16 protein-coding genes are annotated in these 17,957 nt (G+C 71.6%); 14 read left to right on the top strand and 2 right to left on the bottom strand.

Translation table 11 applies throughout. The features are described from left to right. From JKV81_RS18670 to JKV81_RS18650, 5 genes are all read left to right on the top strand, one after another. Positions 1-701: glycosyltransferase family 2 protein (locus JKV81_RS18670; RefSeq protein WP_202076870.1), on the top strand; the 701-nt coding region annotated here is incomplete at its 5' end. 230 nt (positions 702-931) lie between these two features. Further along, on the top strand, positions 932-2,281 hold the full coding sequence (locus JKV81_RS18665; RefSeq protein WP_236057109.1) for an acyltransferase family protein: 1,350 nt from the start codon (positions 932-934) through the stop codon (positions 2,279-2,281). Between the two features lie 174 nt (positions 2,282-2,455). Continuing rightward, positions 2,456-3,787, top strand: a complete 1,332-nt coding sequence (locus JKV81_RS18660; protein ID WP_129263648.1) for a nitrate/nitrite transporter — start codon at positions 2,456-2,458, stop codon at positions 3,785-3,787. Between the two features lie 130 nt (positions 3,788-3,917). After that, positions 3,918-5,063, top strand: coding sequence for a uroporphyrinogen-III synthase (locus JKV81_RS18655; protein ID WP_202076869.1), 1,146 nt, complete (start codon positions 3,918-3,920; stop codon positions 5,061-5,063). A gap of 20 nt (positions 5,064-5,083) precedes the next feature. After that, on the top strand, positions 5,084-5,647 hold the full coding sequence (locus JKV81_RS18650) for a GNAT family N-acetyltransferase (protein ID WP_129263641.1): 564 nt from the start codon (positions 5,084-5,086) through the stop codon (positions 5,645-5,647). On the opposite strand, the gene JKV81_RS18645 is transcribed toward JKV81_RS18650, so the two are convergent. Beyond that, the gene (locus JKV81_RS18645; protein WP_129263638.1) at positions 5,580-6,185 is read right to left on the bottom strand and encodes a GNAT family N-acetyltransferase; all 606 of its coding nucleotides are present in this window, start codon (positions 6,183-6,185) and stop codon (positions 5,580-5,582) included. The two genes, JKV81_RS18650 and JKV81_RS18645, sit on opposite strands and share 68 nt — an antisense overlap. A 101-nt stretch (positions 6,186-6,286) precedes the next feature. Here JKV81_RS18645 and JKV81_RS18640 point away from each other — a divergent pair, with 101 nt between their 5' ends. The 6 genes from JKV81_RS18640 (at position 6,287) to JKV81_RS18615 (ending at position 13,484) form a co-directional block, all read left to right on the top strand. Beyond that, entirely contained in the window at positions 6,287-6,880 is a 594-nt protein-coding gene (locus JKV81_RS18640) for a CGNR zinc finger domain-containing protein (RefSeq protein ID WP_202076868.1), read from the top strand. A gap of 130 nt (positions 6,881-7,010) precedes the next feature. After that, a complete protein-coding gene (locus JKV81_RS18635; protein WP_099172916.1) occupies positions 7,011-7,598 on the top strand; it encodes a sigma-70 family RNA polymerase sigma factor in 588 nt (195 codons plus the stop codon). Further along, positions 7,595-8,461, top strand: coding sequence for a zf-HC2 domain-containing protein (locus JKV81_RS18630; protein WP_202076862.1), 867 nt, complete (start codon positions 7,595-7,597; stop codon positions 8,459-8,461). Before JKV81_RS18635 ends, JKV81_RS18630 begins: the two co-directional genes overlap by 4 nt. Before the next feature lie 84 nt (positions 8,462-8,545). Further along, positions 8,546-10,915 (top strand): HelD family protein, encoded by a 2,370-nt coding sequence (locus JKV81_RS18625; protein ID WP_202076861.1) that lies wholly within the window; start codon positions 8,546-8,548, stop codon positions 10,913-10,915. Between the two features lie 451 nt (positions 10,916-11,366). After that, positions 11,367-12,800, top strand: coding sequence for an NAD-dependent malic enzyme (locus JKV81_RS18620; RefSeq protein WP_124276194.1), 1,434 nt, complete (start codon positions 11,367-11,369; stop codon positions 12,798-12,800). 402 nt (positions 12,801-13,202) lie between these two features. After that, positions 13,203-13,484 carry an HU family DNA-binding protein gene (locus JKV81_RS18615; protein WP_003968811.1) on the top strand — a complete coding sequence of 94 codons (282 nt, stop codon included), beginning with the start codon at positions 13,203-13,205 and terminating at the stop codon, positions 13,482-13,484. A gap of 350 nt (positions 13,485-13,834) precedes the next feature. On the opposite strand, the gene murA is transcribed toward JKV81_RS18615, so the two are convergent. Then, on the bottom strand, positions 13,835-15,175 hold the full coding sequence (murA, locus tag JKV81_RS18610) for a UDP-N-acetylglucosamine 1-carboxyvinyltransferase (protein ID WP_015608864.1): 1,341 nt from the start codon (positions 15,173-15,175) through the stop codon (positions 13,835-13,837). A gap of 296 nt (positions 15,176-15,471) precedes the next feature. On the opposite strand from murA, the gene JKV81_RS18605 reads away from it, so the two are divergent. The 3 genes from JKV81_RS18605 (at position 15,472) to JKV81_RS18595 (ending at position 17,957) form a co-directional block, all read left to right on the top strand. Continuing rightward, positions 15,472-16,077 (top strand): YqgE/AlgH family protein, encoded by a 606-nt coding sequence (locus tag JKV81_RS18605; RefSeq protein ID WP_202076860.1) that lies wholly within the window; start codon positions 15,472-15,474, stop codon positions 16,075-16,077. 30 nt (positions 16,078-16,107) lie between these two features. Then, positions 16,108-16,410, top strand: coding sequence for a DUF3039 domain-containing protein (locus JKV81_RS18600; RefSeq protein WP_042837321.1), 303 nt, complete (start codon positions 16,108-16,110; stop codon positions 16,408-16,410). A 242-nt stretch (positions 16,411-16,652) separates the two neighbouring features. Further along, positions 16,653-17,957 (top strand): extracellular solute-binding protein, encoded by a 1,305-nt coding sequence (locus tag JKV81_RS18595; protein WP_129263621.1) that lies wholly within the window; start codon positions 16,653-16,655, stop codon positions 17,955-17,957.

Genomic DNA, 17,957 nt, shown 5'->3' with positions numbered 1-17,957 from the left:
GCAGGATGTACGACCTGCTGGGCTGCATGCCCACCATCCCCGGTGCGGTCGGCGCGTTCCGCCGGGACGCGCTGGACCGGATCGGCGGCATGAGCGAGGACACCCTCGCCGAGGACACCGACGTCACCATGGCGCTGCACCGCGACGGCTGGCGCGTCGTCTACGCGGAGAACGCCCGCGCCTGGACCGAGGCGCCCGAGTCCGTGCAGCAGCTGTGGTCGCAGCGCTACCGGTGGTCGTACGGCACGATGCAGGCCATCTGGAAGCACCGCCGCGCCGTCATCGAGCGGGGGCCCTCGGGCCGCTTCGGACGTGTGGGCCTGCCCTTCGTCTCCCTGTTCATGGTCGTCGCCCCGCTGCTGGCGCCCCTCATCGACGTCTTCCTGCTGTACGGACTGGTCTTCGGCCCGACGGGCAAGACGGTCGCGGCCTGGTTCGGCGTCCTGCTGGTGCAGGCGGTCTGCGCGGCGTACGCCTTCCGGCTCGACCGGGAGCGCATGACCCATCTGATCTCGCTGCCGCTCCAGCAGATCCTCTACCGGCAGCTGATGTACGTCGTGCTGCTCCAGTCGTGGATCACCGCTCTCACCGGTGGCCGGCTGCGCTGGCAGAAGCTGCGGCGTACGGGCGTGGTGGAGGCGCCCGGCGGTACCCAGAACCGCCGTAAGGACACGGACAAGGACCGGAGGCCGGTGGCATGACCTATCCCGACCGGCCTCTTCAGGACGGCGCCGGCTACGGCGACGGACCTGGCCACGGCGACGGATACCGCGACGGACACGGCGGTGGATACCGCGACGGACACAGCGGTGGTTACGACGGTGGATACGGCGAGGGCGCCTGGCCGTCCTCCGACGCCGGCCGGCCGCCTGCGCAGCCGGGCGGCGGCTACCCGGCACCGGCACCCGCCGGCGCCGCGCACACCGCCCCGCTGCCCGTCGTCCCGCCCGGCCCGGCGGCGTACCCGGGGACCGCCCCTGCGGCGTACCCGGAGCACACGGCCGGGCCCGTCAAGGCAGCCACGGCCCCCGTCCCCTCGGCGTACCCGGAGCACACGGCCGGGCCCGTCCTCGCCGCCCCCGACGTCACCCGCCCGGGCCCCGTCGTCCCGGACACCGCGGGCGGGGCTCCCGCAGAAGCCGCGCCCGCGCCCCGCGCCAAGCCCGGCCGGGACCGCTACCTCGACCTGCTCAGGGCCGTGGCCCTGGTCCGGGTCGTCGTCTTCCACCTCTTCGGGTGGGCCTGGCTGACCGTCCTCTTCCCGTCCATGGGCGTGATGTTCGCCCTGGCCGGTTCGCTGATGGCCCGCTCGCTGGCCCGGCCGGCGGGGAGCGTCATCCGCAGCCGGCTGCGTAGGCTGCTCCCCCCGATGTGGGCGTTCTCGCTCGTCATCGTGCCGATCATGTTCGCGCTCAGCTGGAAGCCCGTCCGGGAGGAGGGGCTGTGGTGGTTCATCAAGCTCGGCAGCTACCTCTTCCCGCTCGGCTCGCCCCCGTACCCCGACGAGAGCGGGTCGCCCGGCGGCTGGTTCGAGCTGACCTGGGCCGACCAGGCGGCGGGGCCGCTCTGGTACATCCGGGCCTACCTCTGGTTCGTGCTGGCCTCGCCGCTGCTGCTCAAGGCGTTCCGCAAGCTGCCCTGGGTCACGCTGCTCGCCCCGATCGCCCTCACCGCCGTGATCGGGACCGGTCTCGTGACGGTGCCCGGCACCTTCGGCGAGGGGCTCCTCGACTTCGCCGTGTTCGGGTCCTGCTGGGTCCTGGGCTTCGCCCACAACGACGGGCTCCTGAAGGAGATCCCGCGCTACATCGCGGTGTCGTCCGCCGCGATCGTCATGGGCTTCGGCCTGTGGTGGGCCTCCGGGCACCTCACCGAGGAGGGCTGGAACCTGGACGAGATCCCGCTCGCCCAGGCCACCTGGTCCCTCGGCTTCTGCGCGATCCTCCTGGTCTACGCCCCGTCCTGGCAGAAGCTCCCCGGCAGGCTCGCCGGCTGGGACAGCCTGGTCACGCTGGCCAACAACCGGGCCGTGACGATCTATCTGTGGCACAACCTGCTGCTGATGGCGGCCGCGCAGCTGGTGGACGAGCTCTGGTCTGTCCCGTGGTTCGGCGACACGTTCGGTACGTACATAGAGCAGTCGTACGAGGTGCTGGTCCTGATCGCCATATGGCCGCTGATAGGGCTCGCGATACTGGCGTTCGGCTGGGTCGAGGACGTCGCCGCCAAGCGCCGGCCGCGCCTGTGGCCGAACGGGGCGGACCGGGGACGCAAGGCCTGACCGGGCTCCGGGCGCGTTTCCGGAAGCCCCGGGGGGTGCGGTGGGCCCGGCTCACCGCACCCCCCTCGGCCGAGTGAGAGCAAGGTTGCGCCCCGGTCACCTCACGGCACCGCACCGAAACGCGGACTCCCTAGCGTCGGCAGGACAACACCCCGACCCCTGTGGAGGCGCGTGATGGCCGGTCGTTGGATCGAGCAGTGGGAGCCGGAGGACGACGTCTTCTGGCGGGAGTCGGGCGAGCGGGTGGCCCGGCGCAACCTGTGGTTCTCCGTGCTCTCCGAGCACATCGGGTTCTCGGTCTGGTCCCTGTGGTCCGTCATGGTCCTGTTCATGGGGCCGGAGTACGGCGTCGACCCGGCGGGGAAGTTCTTCCTGATCTCCACGGCCACCCTGGTCGGCGCCTTCGTCCGGGTGCCGTACACCTTCGCGGTCGCGCTGTTCGGCGGGCGCAACTGGACCGTCGTCAGCGCGCTGTCGCTGCTGCTGCCGACCCTCGCCGCCTTCTGGGTGATGGAGCCCGGCACCTCGTACACGACGTTCCTCGTGGTCGCCGCGCTCACCGGCATCGGGGGCGGCAACTTCGCCTCGTCGATGACGAACATCAACGCCTTCTTCCCGCTGCGCGAGAAGGGCTGGGCGCTCGGACTCAACGCCGGCGGCGGCAACATCGGCGTCCCGGTGGTCCAGCTCGTCGGTCTGCTGGTGATCGGCACGGCGGGCGCCGCGCACCCGCGGATCGTGCTCGGCGTCTACGTCCCGCTGATCGTCGTCGCCGCGCTCGGCGCCGCGCTCGGGATGGACAACCTCCGGCCCGTCCGGAACGACACCGGGGCGGCGCTCCAGGCCGTGCGCGAGCCGCACACCTGGATCATGTCGGTGCTCTACATCGGCACCTTCGGCTCGTTCATCGGCTACAGCTTCGCCTTCGGGCTGGTCCTCCAGACCCAGTTCGGCCGGACCCCGCTCCAGGCCGCCTCGCTCACCTTCATCGGCCCCCTGCTCGGTTCCGTGATCCGGCCCGTGGGCGGCCGGCTCGCCGACCGGTACGGCGGCGCCCGGATCACCCTGTGGACCTTCGCGGCCATGGCCGCCGCGACCGGTGTCGTCGTGTACGCCTCGGGCATCGAGTCGCTGCCCGTGTTCCTCGTCGGCTTCATCGCGCTGTTCGTGCTGACGGGGCTGGGCAACGGCTCCACGTTCAAGATGATCCCGGGCATCTTCCACGCGCAGGGCGTCGCCAAGGGCCTGGGCGCTGAGGAGGCGACGGCGTACGGGCGCCGGCTCTCCGGGGCGGCCATGGGGCTCATCGGGGCGGTCGGGGCCCTGGGCGGTCTCGCGATCAACCTCGCGTTCCGCCAGTCCTTCGCCACCTCGGGCGCCGGAACAGCCGCCTTCTGGTGCTTCCTCGGCTTCTACGCCGTCTGCTTCACCCTCACGTGGGCGGTATACCTTCGGCGTACCGAGGCGGTGGCCGCGAAGCCCCAGCTCAGCTATGCCGAGGTGTGAGGACGGCCGCAGCGCGTCGTACGACGTAACGGGCGGGAAATACAGGAGAACCGAGACTGTCACGCAGGATTGACAGTCTCGGTCCTCCGCATCATCGAGCAACAGCGGGACGAGAGCCGGGTATCACGCCATGCACGACGACGACGCACAGCACGGGCCCCTGGCGGGCTTCACGGTCGGGGTGACCGCAGCCCGTCGCGCGGAGGAGCTCGGGACGCTCCTCACGCGCAGGGGCGCCGCGGTCCTGCACGCGCCCGCACTGCGGATCGTTCCGCTCGCGGACGACAGCGAACTCCTCGCCGCCACCAAGGAACTGATCGACCACGCGCCCGACGTCGTGATCGCGACCACCGCCATCGGCTTCAGGGGCTGGGTGGAGGCCGCGGACGGCTGGGGCATCGGTGACCGGCTCCTCGAACTGCTCCAGGGGGTCGAGCTGCTCGCCCGCGGCCCCAAGGTCAAGGGCGCCATCCGGGCGGCCGGGCTCACCGAGGCGTGGTCACCGCAGTCGGAGTCGATGGCCGAGGTCCTCGACCGGCTGCTGGGCGAGGGTGTCTCCGGCCGCCGGGTCGCCCTCCAGCTGCACGGCGAACCCCTGCCCGGCTTCGTCGAGTCGCTCCGCGCGGCGGGCGCCGAGGTCGTCGGCGTACCGGTCTACCGGTGGATGCCCCCGGAGGACATCGCCCCGCTCGACCGCATGCTGGACGTCACCGTCGCCCGCGGCCTGGACGCCCTCACCTTCACCAGCGCGCCCGCCGCCGCCTCCTACCTGAACCGGGCGGAGGCCCGCGGCATGCTCCCGGAGGTGCTGGACGCCCTGAGCCACGATGTCGTCTCCGCCTGCGTGGGACCGGTCACGGCCCTGCCCCTCCAGGCCAAGGGCATCGACACCGTCCAGCCGGAGCGCTTCCGGCTGGGCCCGCTCGTCCAGGTCCTCTGCGCCCAGCTGCCCGCCCGGGCCCGTACGCTCCCCGTCGCGGGCCACCAGGTCGAGATCCGCGGGCACGCCGTGCTGGTCGACGGGGCCCTGCGCCCGGTGCCCCCGGCGGGCATGGCGCTGCTGCACACGCTGGCCCGCAGGCCGGGCTGGGTGGTCGCCCGCGCCGACCTGCTGCGCGCCCTGCCGGGCAGCGGCAGCGACGAGCACGCGGTGGAGACGGCGATGGCCCGGCTGCGTACGGCGCTGGGGGCGCCGCGGCTGATCCAGACGGTCGTCAAGCGCGGCTACCGGCTGGCGCTGGACCCCTCGGCGGACACCAAGTACGACGGTTCCTGACGGGCCGCTACGGTGCGGGGATGATCAACGACAGCCATCCCCTGACCGACGGTGTCCGGCTGAGGCCCGTGACCCTCGACGACGCCGGGTCGTTCGCGGGCACCCTGACCCGCAGCCGCGCGTACATGCGGCGCTGGGACCCCGTGCGCCCCGAGGCGTACTACACCCCCGAGGGCCAGCACCAGCGGCTGACCGCGCTGCTCGCGGACCGCGACGCGGGGCGCGCGATGCCCTGGGCGCTGGCCGACGACGAGGACCGGGTCGTGGGGGCGATGACGCTCAACTCCATCGAACGCGGGGTGTTCCGCAACGCCCGGCTCGGCTACTGGATCGATGTCGACCGGGCCGGCCGGGGCCTGGCCACGGCCGCCGTCACCCGGGTCTGCGAACTGGCCCGCGACGGCCTCGGCCTGCACCGGATCGAGGCCGGGACGGTCCTGGACAACGCGGCCTCGCAGCGGGTCCTGGCGAAGTGCGGATTCGAGCTGTACGGAACGGCCCCGCGCTATCTGCACATCAACGGCGCCTGGCAGGACCACCGGATGTTCCAGCGCATCCTCCACGACGGCCCGCCGCAGCGCTGAGCGGTGCCTCCCGGGAGTGCCGGTGGCCGCCCATGAGGTAGCGCGGTGGCCGGGCGGGGACGAGCTCGGCCAGGGGGAAGCCGGACTTCTCGGCGACCCGGCAGGACGCCTCGTTGCCGGTCCCGTGGAACAGGTCCAGGCGTCTCAGCCCGTCCTCCGCGAGCGTGGCGAACGCCCAGTCGGTGAGCGCCCCGAGGGCGCGCGCGGCCACTCCCCGGCCGCGCGCCGAGGCCGTCGTCCAGTAACCGGCCTGGGCGCTCTCCGCCCCGGGGCCGGGACGGTTCAGCGCGAGGTTGCCGACGAGTTCCCCCTGAGCGGCCGTGTCGGTCACCGCGAAGCTGAACCGCCTGCCGGACACCCACCCCTCCTCCTGCACGGTCATCCAGCGCTCCGCCTCCCCGGCGTCGGAGACCTGCGTCCGCAGCCACCGCCGCATCGCGGGATCGTCGTACGCCGAGAGCAGCGCCGGTATGTCGTCCCGCCGCCAGGGGCGCAGGAGCAGGGCACCGGCCGTCAGCGTGACCGTGGCGTCGTTCATGCGGACACGGTACGGCGGTGTCCGCAGGGGTTCCGGGCCGGGCCGGATGCGGGCACTCTGGGGGTGACTCACCGGAGGACCCCCGAGGCGGTGGCAGGCTCATGGCGGCGGGTACGGGCACGGGCGTGTACGACCGGCGGTTCGACCCGGGGCGTGTCTGTCTGGACCTGGTGGCGACCGGGCCGGCCTCCGGGGCGTACGAGCGGCTGGACCGCCCCGCGCGTCTCGCCGAGTGGCTGGTGGCCTCCCGGCTGGTTCCGTACGGGACCCCGCTGGGGGCCGTCGACGAGACCTGGGTGGCGCGCTTCCGGCAGTTGCGTACGGGAATCGACCGGCTGATGTCGGCCCAACTGACCGGCGGGAACGCCGACAACTCGCTGGAACGCGTCAACACGCTGGCGGCGGGCGCCCCGCCGGGACTGCGCGCCGTACGGGACCACGGCGGGGCCCTCGTGCGGGCGCCGATCGCCGACCCGGGGTGCGGGGAGCTGCTCGCCGCGGTGGCCCGGGACGCCGTCGACCTGCTGACCGACCCGGTCGCGCGGGCGGGGCTGCGCCGGTGCGAGGGCGATGCCTGCCGGCGGCTCTACCTGGACACCTCGCGGGGCCGGCGGCGCCGCTGGTGCTCCAGCGAGGTCTGCGGCAACCGGGAGCGGGTGGCCCGCCACCGGCGCCGCGTCAGGGCGGTGACATGACGCCGTGAGGACGGCAACCGGTCCCAAATGGTCTGCGGGAAAAGAAAGTTGCCCGATCGTTGAATGAACCCGCGCCCGCTTCCGTACCGATGGCCACAGAGCTCGACAGGGTCTCGACCGGGAGGTTCGGGTGCGCAAGGATGCGGCCGTGGCCGATGACCGTCCGCACAGGGCTCGACATCGCGGTGCACCGCCCCGTCCCGCCTCCGCCGTCCCCGACGAGGAGCTGATGCGGGCGCTTTACCGCGAACACGCCGGGCCGCTGCTCGCCTACGTACTCCGTCTCGTCGCGGGTGACCGCCAGCGGGCCGAGGACGTGGTGCAGGAGACGCTCATCCGTGCCTGGAAGAACGCCGGTTCGCTCAACCGGGCCACCGGCTCCGTCCGCCCCTGGCTGGTGACGGTCGCCCGGCGCATCGTCATCGACGCCCACCGCAGCCGGCAGGCCCGGCCGCGTGAGGTCGATCCGTCGCCGCTGGAGGTCATCCCCGCGGAGGACGAGATCGACAAGGCGCTGTGGCTGATGACGCTCTCCGACGCCCTCGACGATTTGACCCCGGCCCACCGGGAAGCATTGGTCGAGACCTACTTCAGAGGCCGTACGGTCAACGAGGCCGCGGAGGTGCTCGGCATCCCCAGCGGGACCGTGCGGTCCCGGGTGTTCTACGCACTCCGTTCCATGAAGCTCGCACTCGAGGAGAGGGGGATCACGGCATGAGCGACCAGGAATGGCAGCCCTTCGGGCCCCGCCCCGCCGGTCCCCGGCACTCCTCGGGCCCACCGGACCCTCCGGGCGACCCCTTCGGGTTCCCCGCGCAGGACGAGGCGCACGACGCCGCCGGCGCCTATGTGCTGGGCATCCTCGACGACGCCGAGGCGAGCGCCTTCGAGGCCCATCTGGCCGGCTGCGCGCTGTGCGCCGCCCATCTCGACGAGTTCACCGGGATGGAGCCCATGCTGGCGATGCTCGCGGAGTCACCGGCCGCCGTGCCGGGCGCGCGCCCGGTCCCGCACGTCCCGGAGCCCCCCGCGCCCCGGCTGCTGGACGGTCTCGTCGACGAGGTGGCACGCAAGCGCGCGCAGCGGCGCAGGCGCACCCGGTATCTGATCGCCGCGGCGGCCGTCCTCGTGATCGGCGGTCCGGTGGTCGCGGTGACCGCCACGGCCGGCGAGGACCGGGGCCGGCAGGTCGAGGCGGCCGACCCGCATCCCACGAGCCCCGCCGAGGACGCCTTCTTCCACCACATGCCGGAGAAGCTGAGCGCGACCGATCCCGTCACCCGGGTCGACGCCACTGTCGGCATGGAGCCCAAGGCCTGGGGCACGCACACGGTCCTGGAACTGAAGAACGTCAAGGGCCCGCAGAAATGCAGTCTGGTCGCCGTGTCCAAGTCGGGCGACGAGGAGGTCGTCACCTCCTGGGCCGTGCCGAAATGGGGATACGGCATCGAAAATTCCACCCACGCGAGCGCACAGCACCCTCTGTACGTCCACGGCGGCGCGGCGATGGCGCGCGGGGACATCGACCATTTCGAGGTACGCACCTTCGACGGGGAGCGGCTCGTGGAGATCGACGCGTAAACGCAATCCGGGCGGCAGGTGCGCTCGGGCCCCCCTTTCGCGTACGGTTGACGGCTGCCCGATGCACGTCAGAAGGGGGCCTCGGTGGCCGCGCAGGATGCCGCTGTCGATTCGTTGCGGGACCGGGAAATCGGTGTCGAACAAGAACATCTGGACCGGGTCTACCGCCGTCTCGAAGAGAAGATCGACGAGGCGGAATTTCTCATGCAGGACGCCAGTAAACGGGGCCAGGTAGGCACCCCCGGGGCACTCGCGGAAAGGGACGCCCAGGTCTTCCGCGCGGGTGTCCATCTCAACCGGCTGAACAGTGAGTTCGAGGACTTCCTCTTCGGCCGGATCGACCTGCTGCGCGGCAAGGACGGCGAACGCGGCCCGGACGGCGCCTTCACCTCCGTCGAGGCGGCCGACGACGCCGTGGGGGAGGACGACACGGCCGAGATCGCGGAGACCCTCCACATCGGCCGCATAGGAGTACTCGACTCCGACTACGCGCCGCTGGTCATCGACTGGCGAGCGCCGGCCGCCGCGCCGTTCTACCGTTCGACGCCCAAGGACCCCGGCCGGGTCGTACGCCGCCGGGTCATCCGCTCCAAGGGCCGCAGGGTCCTCGGGGTGGAGGACGACCTGATGCGGCCCGAGCTGACCGCCCGGCTGAAGGGCGAGGAGCTGCCCGTCATCGGCGACGGCGCCCTGATGGCCGCGCTGGGCCAGGCCCGCAGCCACACGATGCGGGACATCGTCTCGTCGATCCAGGCCGAGCAGGACCTGGTGATCCGGGCCCCCGCCGCCTCCGTCACGGAGGTCTCCGGCGGCCCCGGCACCGGCAAGACGGCGGTGGCCCTGCACCGGGCCGCGTACCTCCTCTACCAGGACCGGCGCCGGTACTCGGGCGGCATCCTCGTCGTCTCGCCGACCCCGCTCCTCGTCGCGTACACCGAAGGCGTGCTGCCCTCGCTCGGCGAGGAGGGCCAGGTCGCGATCCGCGCGGTCGGCTCGCTGTCCGACGAGGCCGCCGGGGTGGAGGGCGCGACCACCTACGACGAGCCGGCCGTCGCCCGGATCAAGGGCTCGTCCCGGATGCTCCACGTGCTGCGCAAGGCGGCCCGCGGGGCGCTGGAGCAGCCCGCGCCCCGGCCCGCCCCCCAGGAGGGGCAGCTGGAGTTCGGGGAGGCCCCGGCCGAGGCCGGCACCCCCACCCGGCTGCGGGTGGTGGCCTTCGGCGCCCGGGTGGAGCTGGAGGCCGACGAACTCCGGCGGATCCGGCACAACGTCCTCGGCGGCACGGCACCGGTCAACCTGCTGCGCCCGCGCGCCCGCAAGCTGCTCCTGGACGCCCTGTGGAACAAGTCCTCGGGCCGGGGCCGCTACACCGACCCCGGGCTGGTCGCTGAGCTGCGCTCCTCGTTCGACGAGGACGTGTCCACCGAGACCCCGTTCCTCACCTTCCTGAACGCCTGGTGGCCGGAGCTCACCCCGCGCGGGGTGCTGGCCGCGATGGCCGACGAGCGGCGGCTGAGCAGATGGGCGCGCCGGATCCTGAACCAGGGCGAGGTGCGCCGCCTCGCGCGTTCGCTGAAGCGGCTGGACGCGGACGGCAAGGGCCCGCTCTCCGTCCACGACGTGGCGCTCCTGGACGAGCTGCAGAACCTCCTGGGCACCCCGGCCCGCCCGAAGCGGCAGCGGGAGGCGGATCCGCTGGACCAGCTCACGGGTCTGGAGGAGCTGATGCCGCAGCGCGAGGAGACGCAGCGGGAGCGGGCCGAGCGGCTGGCGGCGGAGCGCACCGAGTACGCGCACGTCATCGTCGACGAGGCGCAGGACCTGACGCCGATGCAGTGGCGGATGGTCGGGCGCCGCGGCCGGCACGCGACCTGGACGATCGTCGGTGACGCGGCGCAGTCGTCCTGGTCGGACCCGGACGAGGCGGCCGCCGCCCGTGACGAGGCGCTCGGCAACCGGCCGCGGCGCCGGTTCACCCTCACTGTGAACTACCGCAACCCGGCGGAGATCGCCGAGCTCGCGGCCAAGGTGCTGGCGCTGGCCATGCCCGGCATGGAGTCGCCGACGGCGGTCCGCTCGACAGGGGTCGAGCCGCGCTTCGAGACCGTACGGGGCGGGGACCTCGCCTCGACCGTCCGTGAGGAGGCCCGCAGGCTCCTCGCGGAGGTGGACGGCACCGTGGGCGTGGTCGTCGCGATGAACCGCCGCGCCGAGGCCCGTACGTGGCTGGAGGAGCTCGGCGAGCGGGTCGTGGCGCTGGGCAGCCTGGAGGCGAAGGGGCTGGAGTACGACGCCACGGTGGTGGTCTCTCCCGCGGAGATCGCCGACGAGTCCCCGGCGGGGCTGAGGGTGCTGTACGTGGCTCTCACCCGTGCGACGCAGCAGCTCACCGTGGTCTCCGGGGAGCGCGACATGCCGGACGAGGACGGTGTCCCGGACCTGCTGAGGGACTAGGGCGCCGGGCTTTTCGGAGTCAACCCGGCGCACGGGAATCACTTTTCCGGGGTCTTTGTTAGCCTGGTGTTGGCACCGGCTCGATCCAAGCCCCCGGGCCCAACCTTCGTCGCTTCGAGCGACCACTTGCCGCGAGGCGAGCATGGCGGGCCGGTGTCACCTGACAGCAAGAAGACAGACCCGCGTCACCTGACGGTGGCGCGGGTCTGTTTGTGTTTCCGGGTCTCCCCGGTCCGGCTCATCGGGCCCCCAGGGCTCCTGGGGCCACCGGGGCCGACGGGAAGCCGGGGGTTACGCAGAACCGTCACTTCTCGTATGGTGGAAAAAAGTTTCCGAAAGGTGGCAGTCATTACCTGCTACCGGCCGGTAGGTGCGACGATCGGAACGCACGTACGGGACTGAACCCCATCTGCGTGCGGCAACGAAGCTCAGGAAAGCGAAGGACTCGGCCATGGCAACGGCGCCCAGCGTCTCGTACTCGATGACGGTCAGGCTGGAGGTGCCCGCGAGCGGCACAGCGGTCTCCCAGCTCACCACGGCCGTGGAGTCCTCCGGTGGCTCGGTCACCGGCCTCGACGTGACCGCTTCCGGCCACGAGAAGCTGCGGATCGACGTCACGATCGCGGCCTCCTCCACCTCGCACGCGGACGAGATCGTCGAAGGTCTGCGCGACATCGAGGGCGTCATCCTCGGCAAGGTCTCCGACCGTACGTTCCTGATGCACCTCGGCGGCAAGATCGAGATGGCGTCCAAGCACCCCATCCGCAACCGTGACGACCTCTCGATGATCTACACCCCGGGTGTGGCGCGGGTCTGCATGGCGATCGCCGAGAACCCCGAGGACGCCCGCCGCCTGACCATCAAGCGGAACTCCGTCGCGGTGGTCACGGACGGCTCGGCGGTGCTCGGCCTCGGCAACATCGGCCCGATGGCGTCCCTCCCCGTGATGGAGGGCAAGGCGGCCCTCTTCAAGCGGTTCGCGGGCATCGACGCCTGGCCGATCTGCCTGGACACCCAGGACACCGACGCGATCGTCGAGATCGTCAAGGCGATCGCCCCCGGCTTCGCGGGCATCAACCTGGAGGACATCTCCGCCCCCCGCTGCTTCGAGATCGAGGCGCGGCTGCGTGAGGCCCTGGACATCCCGGTCTTCCACGACGACCAGCACGGCACCGCGATCGTCGTCCTGGCCGCGCTGACCAACGCGCTCCGCGTGGTCGGCAAGGCCATCGGTGACGTACGGGTCGTCATGTCCGGCGCCGGCGCCGCCGGTACGGCCATCCTGAAGCTGCTCATCGCGGCCGGCGTCAAGCACACGGTCGTCGCCGACATCCACGGTGTGGTGCACGCGGGCCGCGAGGACCTGGTGGACGCCACGCCCGACTCGCCGCTGCGCTGGATCGCCGACAACACCAACCCCGAGGGCGTCACGGGCACCCTCAAGCAGGCCGTCGCCGGCTCCGACGTCTTCATCGGCGTCTCCGCCCCGAACGTCCTGGACGGCGCGGACGTCGCGGCCATGGCGGAGGGCGCGATCGTGTTCGCGCTCGCGAACCCGGACCCCGAGGTGGACCCGGCGGTCGCGCGCGAGACGGCGGCCGTCGTCGCCACCGGGCGCTCCGACTTCCCGAACCAGATCAACAACGTGCTGGTCTTCCCGGGTGTCTTCCGCGGTCTGCTGGACGCTCAGTCCCGCACCGTCAACACGGAGATGATGCTCGCCGCCGCGCGCGCCCTCGCCGACGTCGTCGCGGAGGACGAGGTGAACGCGAACTACATCATCCCCTCGGTCTTCAACGACAAGGTCGCGGGCGCCGTCGCCGGTGCCGTCCGGGAGGCCGCGAAGGCGGCCGGAGTCGCCGAGGCGGCGTCCGACCCCGCGTAGGACCGTACGACCGCACGGCCCTGCCACACGCCGTCCGCGGGGGTCGGCCACGGCCCCCGCGGACGGTGCCGTAGCTCACGTCCGGCGGCCCCGTCCGGCGCGTCGCGGGTCGCGGCGTCCCAAACGCCCCTTTAGGGTGGGCGGGCAGCGAGCCCCACAGGCCCGGCATCCGCTGCGGACCGCTCCAACAAGTCGACGGAACGTCATCACAGGCATTCGGTGGTGCTTTTCGTGTGACGTCGAGGGGTTCCGGATTGGCGTTAGCGCCGCAGGTGGGGGCAGGATGCGTATTCGGGCGCGAGGGTCTGACATCAGACCCGGGTCCGGGGACTGTCAGAGGGCCCTGGCAGCATCGGCTTCGATCTCACGCCTCACAGGCAAGAAGAACACGGGAGTACAAACATGAACCGCAGTGAGCTGGTGGCCGCCCTGGCCGACCGTGCCGAGGTGACCCGCAAGGACGCCGACGCCGTTCTGGCCGCCCTCGCCGAGACCGTCGGCGAGATCGTCGCCAAGGGCGACGAGAAGGTCACCATCCCCGGCTTCCTGACCTTCGAGCGCACCCACCGTGCCGCTCGCACCGCTCGTAACCCGCAGACCGGCGACCCGATCAACATCCCGGCCGGCTACAGCGTGAAGGTCTCCGCGGGCTCCAAGCTCAAGGAAGCCGCCAAGGGCAAGTAAGGCCCCAAAGGCATCAAGAAGGGCGGCCGTCCTGACCGGGGCGGCCGCCCTTCGGCATGTCCGGAAGCCTCCGCGTGGGCCTTCACCCGCGCGCACACCGCCCGTGCGGGCGCTGTGAGGCGGTCTGCGGCCCCTCGGCACCCCTGGTCGGTCTCCTGGGCGGCCGACCGCCCCGTTCGGCTCTGTACGGGCGTTCTGCGGCGCTTCTGCCGACGGCAGGGAAACGGGCCCACGCACACGAACGCCGCCCCGGTCCCTCACGGGGACCGGGGCGGCGGACTGTGGTGCGGGGGTGCGCAATGCTGTGTGCGGCAGCACTGTGCGCGCGCCGGAGCGCGCCGGGTGGAGCGTCAGACGAGTGAACCGCCCGGCAGTTCGACCTTGGCGCCGAGCTTCTCGAGCTTGTCCATGAAGTTCTCGTAGCCGCGGTTGATCAGGTCGATGCCGTGCACCCGGGACGTCCCCTGGGCCGCCAGGGCGGCGATCAGGTACGAGAACCCGCCGCGCAGGTCCGGGATGACCAGATCCGCGCCCTGGAGCTTCGTGGGCCCGGACACGACCGCCGAGTGCAGGAAGTTCCGCTGCCCGAAGCGGCAGTCGGAGCCCCCGAGGCACTCACGGTAGAGCTGGATGTGCGCACCCATCTGGTTGAGCGCCGAGGTGAACCCGAGCCGGGACTCGTAGACCGTCTCGTGGACGATCGACAGGCCGGCCGCCTGGGTCAGCGCCACCACGAGCGGCTGCTGCCAGTCGGTCTGGAAGCCGGGGTGCACGTCCGTCTCCAGCGCGATGGCGTTCAGCGCGCCGCCCGGGTGCCAGAAGCGGATGCCCTCGTCGTCGATCTCGAAGGCACCCCCGACACGGCGGAAGGTGTTGAGGAACGTCATCATCGAGCGCTGCTGGGCGCCGCGCACGTAGATGTTGCCCTCGGTCGCCAGCGCCGCGGACGCCCAGGAGGCCGCCTCCAGGCGGTCCGGGATCGCCCGGTGGGTGTAACCGTCGAGCTTGTCGACACCGGTGATCCGGATGGTCCGGTCGGTGTCCATGGAGATGATCGCGCCCATCTTCTGCAGTACGCAGATGAGGTCCTCGATCTCCGGCTCGACGGCCGCGTTGGACAGCTCGGTGACGCCCTCGGCGAGGACGGCGGTCAGCAGCACCTGCTCGGTGGAGCCCACCGAGGGGTACGGCAGCCGGATCTTGGTGCCGCGCAGCCGCTGCGGGGCCTCCAGGTACTGGCCGTCGGCCCGCTTCTCGATGGTCGCGCCGAACTGGCGGAGCACCTCGAAGTGGAAGTCGATCGGCCGGCCGCCGATGTCGCAGCCGCCGAGGCCCGGGATGAAGGCGTGGCCCAGACGGTGCAGCAGGGGGCCGCAGAAGAGGATCGGGATGCGCGACGAGCCCGCGTGGGCATCGATGTCGGCGACGTTCGCGCTCTCGACGTGCGACGGGTCGAGGATGAGTTCGCCCGGCTCGTCGCCGGGGCGTACGGTCACGCCGTGCAGCTGCAGCAGCCCCCGGACCACCCGCACATCGCGGATGTCGGGCACGTTGCGGAGCCGGCTGGGCCCGCTGCCGAGCAGCGCGGCGACCATTGCCTTCGGCACCAGGTTCTTGGCGCCTCGGACGCGGATCTCGCCCTCCAGCGGGGTGCCGCCGTGGACAAGCAGGACATCGTCTGTGCCGGTCATGTATCTCGCGTTCCGGAGTGGTCGGGCAGGGGGCCATCAAAAGGGTAATGGGCTCCCGCCCCCCTTCCGTAAGGCGCCGGGGGGTATACGAACGTCATGAATCCGCCACAACACGTTCTGCTCCCCGGGCCTTGCGGAGGGTCACCGTCCGTACGGGCCTCCGGCGGCCCGCCGGCCGGGCGCTCCCCGTGCGCCCGTGCGACGCCCGTACGCCCTGAGCTGCGCGGCTGCGCCGGCCGGGACCGGGCGGGCCACTCGGCCCCCACGGAGGGCCGGGATGCGGGATCATCTGTGGCATGACGGAGGTGTCCTCGCTCACAGGACGGCTGCTCGTGGCCGCACCCGCCCTGGCGGACCCGAATTTCGACCGTGCGGTGGTGCTGCTCCTCGACCACGACGAGGAGGGCTCGCTCGGTGTGGTCCTCAACCGCCCGACCCCGGTCGGCGTCGGGGACATCCTCGCGTCCTGGGCCGGTCTGACCGGTGAGCCGGACGTCGTCTTCCAGGGCGGACCGGTCTCGCTCGACTCGGCGCTGGGCGTGGCGGTGATCCCCGGGGACGAGGGGACCTCCCAGGGCTCCCGGCTCCGCACGGGCGGCGGCGAGGAGGCCCCCATCGGCTGGCGCCGGGTGCACGGGGCGATCTGTCTGGTGGACCTGGACGCGCCGCCCGAGCTGCTCGCCGCGGCGCTCGGCTCGCTGCGGATCTTCGCCGGATACGCGGGCTGGGGGCCCGGCCAGCTGGAGTCGGAGCTGGCCGACGGCGCCTGGTACGTGGTCGAGTCGGAACCGGGCGACGTCTCGTCGCCACGCCCGGAGAACCTCTGGCGTGCGGTTCTGCGGCGCCAGCGCAGCGAACTGGCGATGATCGCGACGTATCCGGACGACCCTTCGCTGAACTGATGCGCGGAGCTTTCAGTACGCTTGGCAGTTATGAGCACTCTTGAGCCCGAGCGCGGGGCAGGTACGGGGACCCTCGTAGAGCCGACGCCGCAGGTGTCGAACGGCGACGGTGACCACGAGCGCTACGCCCATTACGTCCAGAAGGACAAGATCATGGCGAGCGCCCTGGAGGGCACTCCCGTGGTGGCACTGTGCGGGAAGGTCTGGGTCCCGGGCCGCGACCCGAAGAAGTACCCGGTCTGTCCCATGTGCAAGGAGATCTACGAGTCCATGGGCGCCGGCGGCGACAAGGACAAGGGCAAGGGCGGCAAGGACAACAGCGGCAAGAAGTAGCCCGCGCGGCCTCTTATCCTTTTTCCTTTCCGGGCACCTGCCCTCTTATCCCCTTACCTCTCACCCCGGCCCCCGGTGACACGCGTGCGGACGCGTGTCACCGGGGGCCGTTCGCATGCCCGGGGTCACAGAGTGGTTGAGACCACTTGTCGGCGTGGGGAGGCGCCCTTAGTCTCCTGCAAGTTGTGCAGAACGAAACGCACGTTGCATGGAATGCAACGATTGACCGGTAGGGGTCCCGGATGAAGCTTTCTGCCCGAATCGCCGCTCCCGCCGCGGCACTTGTGCTGGCCGGCCTCACCGCCACCGCCTGCGCCCCGCAGACCTCCGACACGAGTGCCGAGGGCGACAAGAAGTCCGGCACGCTCCGCGTCTGGCTCTTCCAGGAGGTCGGCAACAAGCCCAAGGAGAAGGTCGTCGACGCCGCGGTCGCCGACTTCGAGAAGGCCCACGAGGGGGCCGAGGTCGAGGTCGAGTACATACCCGTCGACACCCGGGCCCAGCGCATCAAGGCCGCCTTCAACGACCCGAAGAGCGCCCCCGACGTCATCGAGTACGGCAACACCGACACCGCCGGATACGTGAAGGACGGCGGGCTCGCCGACGTCAGCAAGGAGTTCGCGGCCTGGGACGAGGCCAAGGACACCGACCCGACGGCCAAGCAGTCCGTCACCGTGGGCGGCCAGGTCTACGGGGCGCCGTTCTTCGTCGGCGTACGGGCGCTGTACTACCGCACCGATGTCTTCGAGGAGCTCGGCGTCGAGCCCCCGAAGTCCCAGGACGAGCTGATCTCCACCGCCAGGAAGATCCACGCGAAGAAGCCCGGCCTCTACGGCCTCGCGGTCGGCGGCGCGTACACCTACGGCGCCATGCCGTTCATCTGGGCGCAGGGCGGTGAGCTGGCCGACGAGACCGGGGTGACCTACCAGTCGGCCATCAACTCCGAGAAGGCCCGCAAGGGCATCGAGGCCTACACCTCGCTCTTCGGCGACGACAACTGCCCCGCGGCCAAGTGCGCGGCCATGGGCGGCAACGCGACCGTCACCGCCTTCGCGTCCGGGAAGGCGGCCATGGCGATCGGCGGTGACTTCAGCCACGCCGCGGTCGAGGCGGGAGCCGTGAAGGGCAAGTACGCCGTCGTGCCGCTGCCCGGCGTGAAGAAGGGCACGATCGCCCCGGCGTTCGCCGGCGGCAACAACATCGGCGTGCTCAAGAGCAGTTCGCACCGCACCCTCGCGGTCGACCTGATGAAGTCCCTGACGGGTAAGAAGACCCAGGCGAAGATGTTCGACGCCATGGGCTTCCTGCCGACGTACACGGACGTGCTGGACACCGCCGCGGAGAAGGAGCCCTTCGTCGGCCCCTTCGTCGACACGCTCGGCGCGGGCGCCAAGTTCGTCCCGGCGTCCCCTGCCTGGGGACAGATCGACGCCTCGCTGGTGCTCCCGAACATGTTCCAGGAGATCGTCAGCGGCCGTAAGGACGTGGCCACCGCCTCGGACGACGCGGCGAAGAAGATGGACGCGGCGTTCGCCGAAGCGGGCTGA

The sequence above is a fragment of the Streptomyces silvae genome (assembly GCF_016745505.1).
GTDB lineage: Bacteria > Actinomycetota > Actinomycetes > Streptomycetales > Streptomycetaceae > Streptomyces > Streptomyces silvae.
The sequence above is the reverse complement of the archived record's forward strand: the minus strand, read 5'-3'. Positions and strand labels throughout refer to the sequence as shown.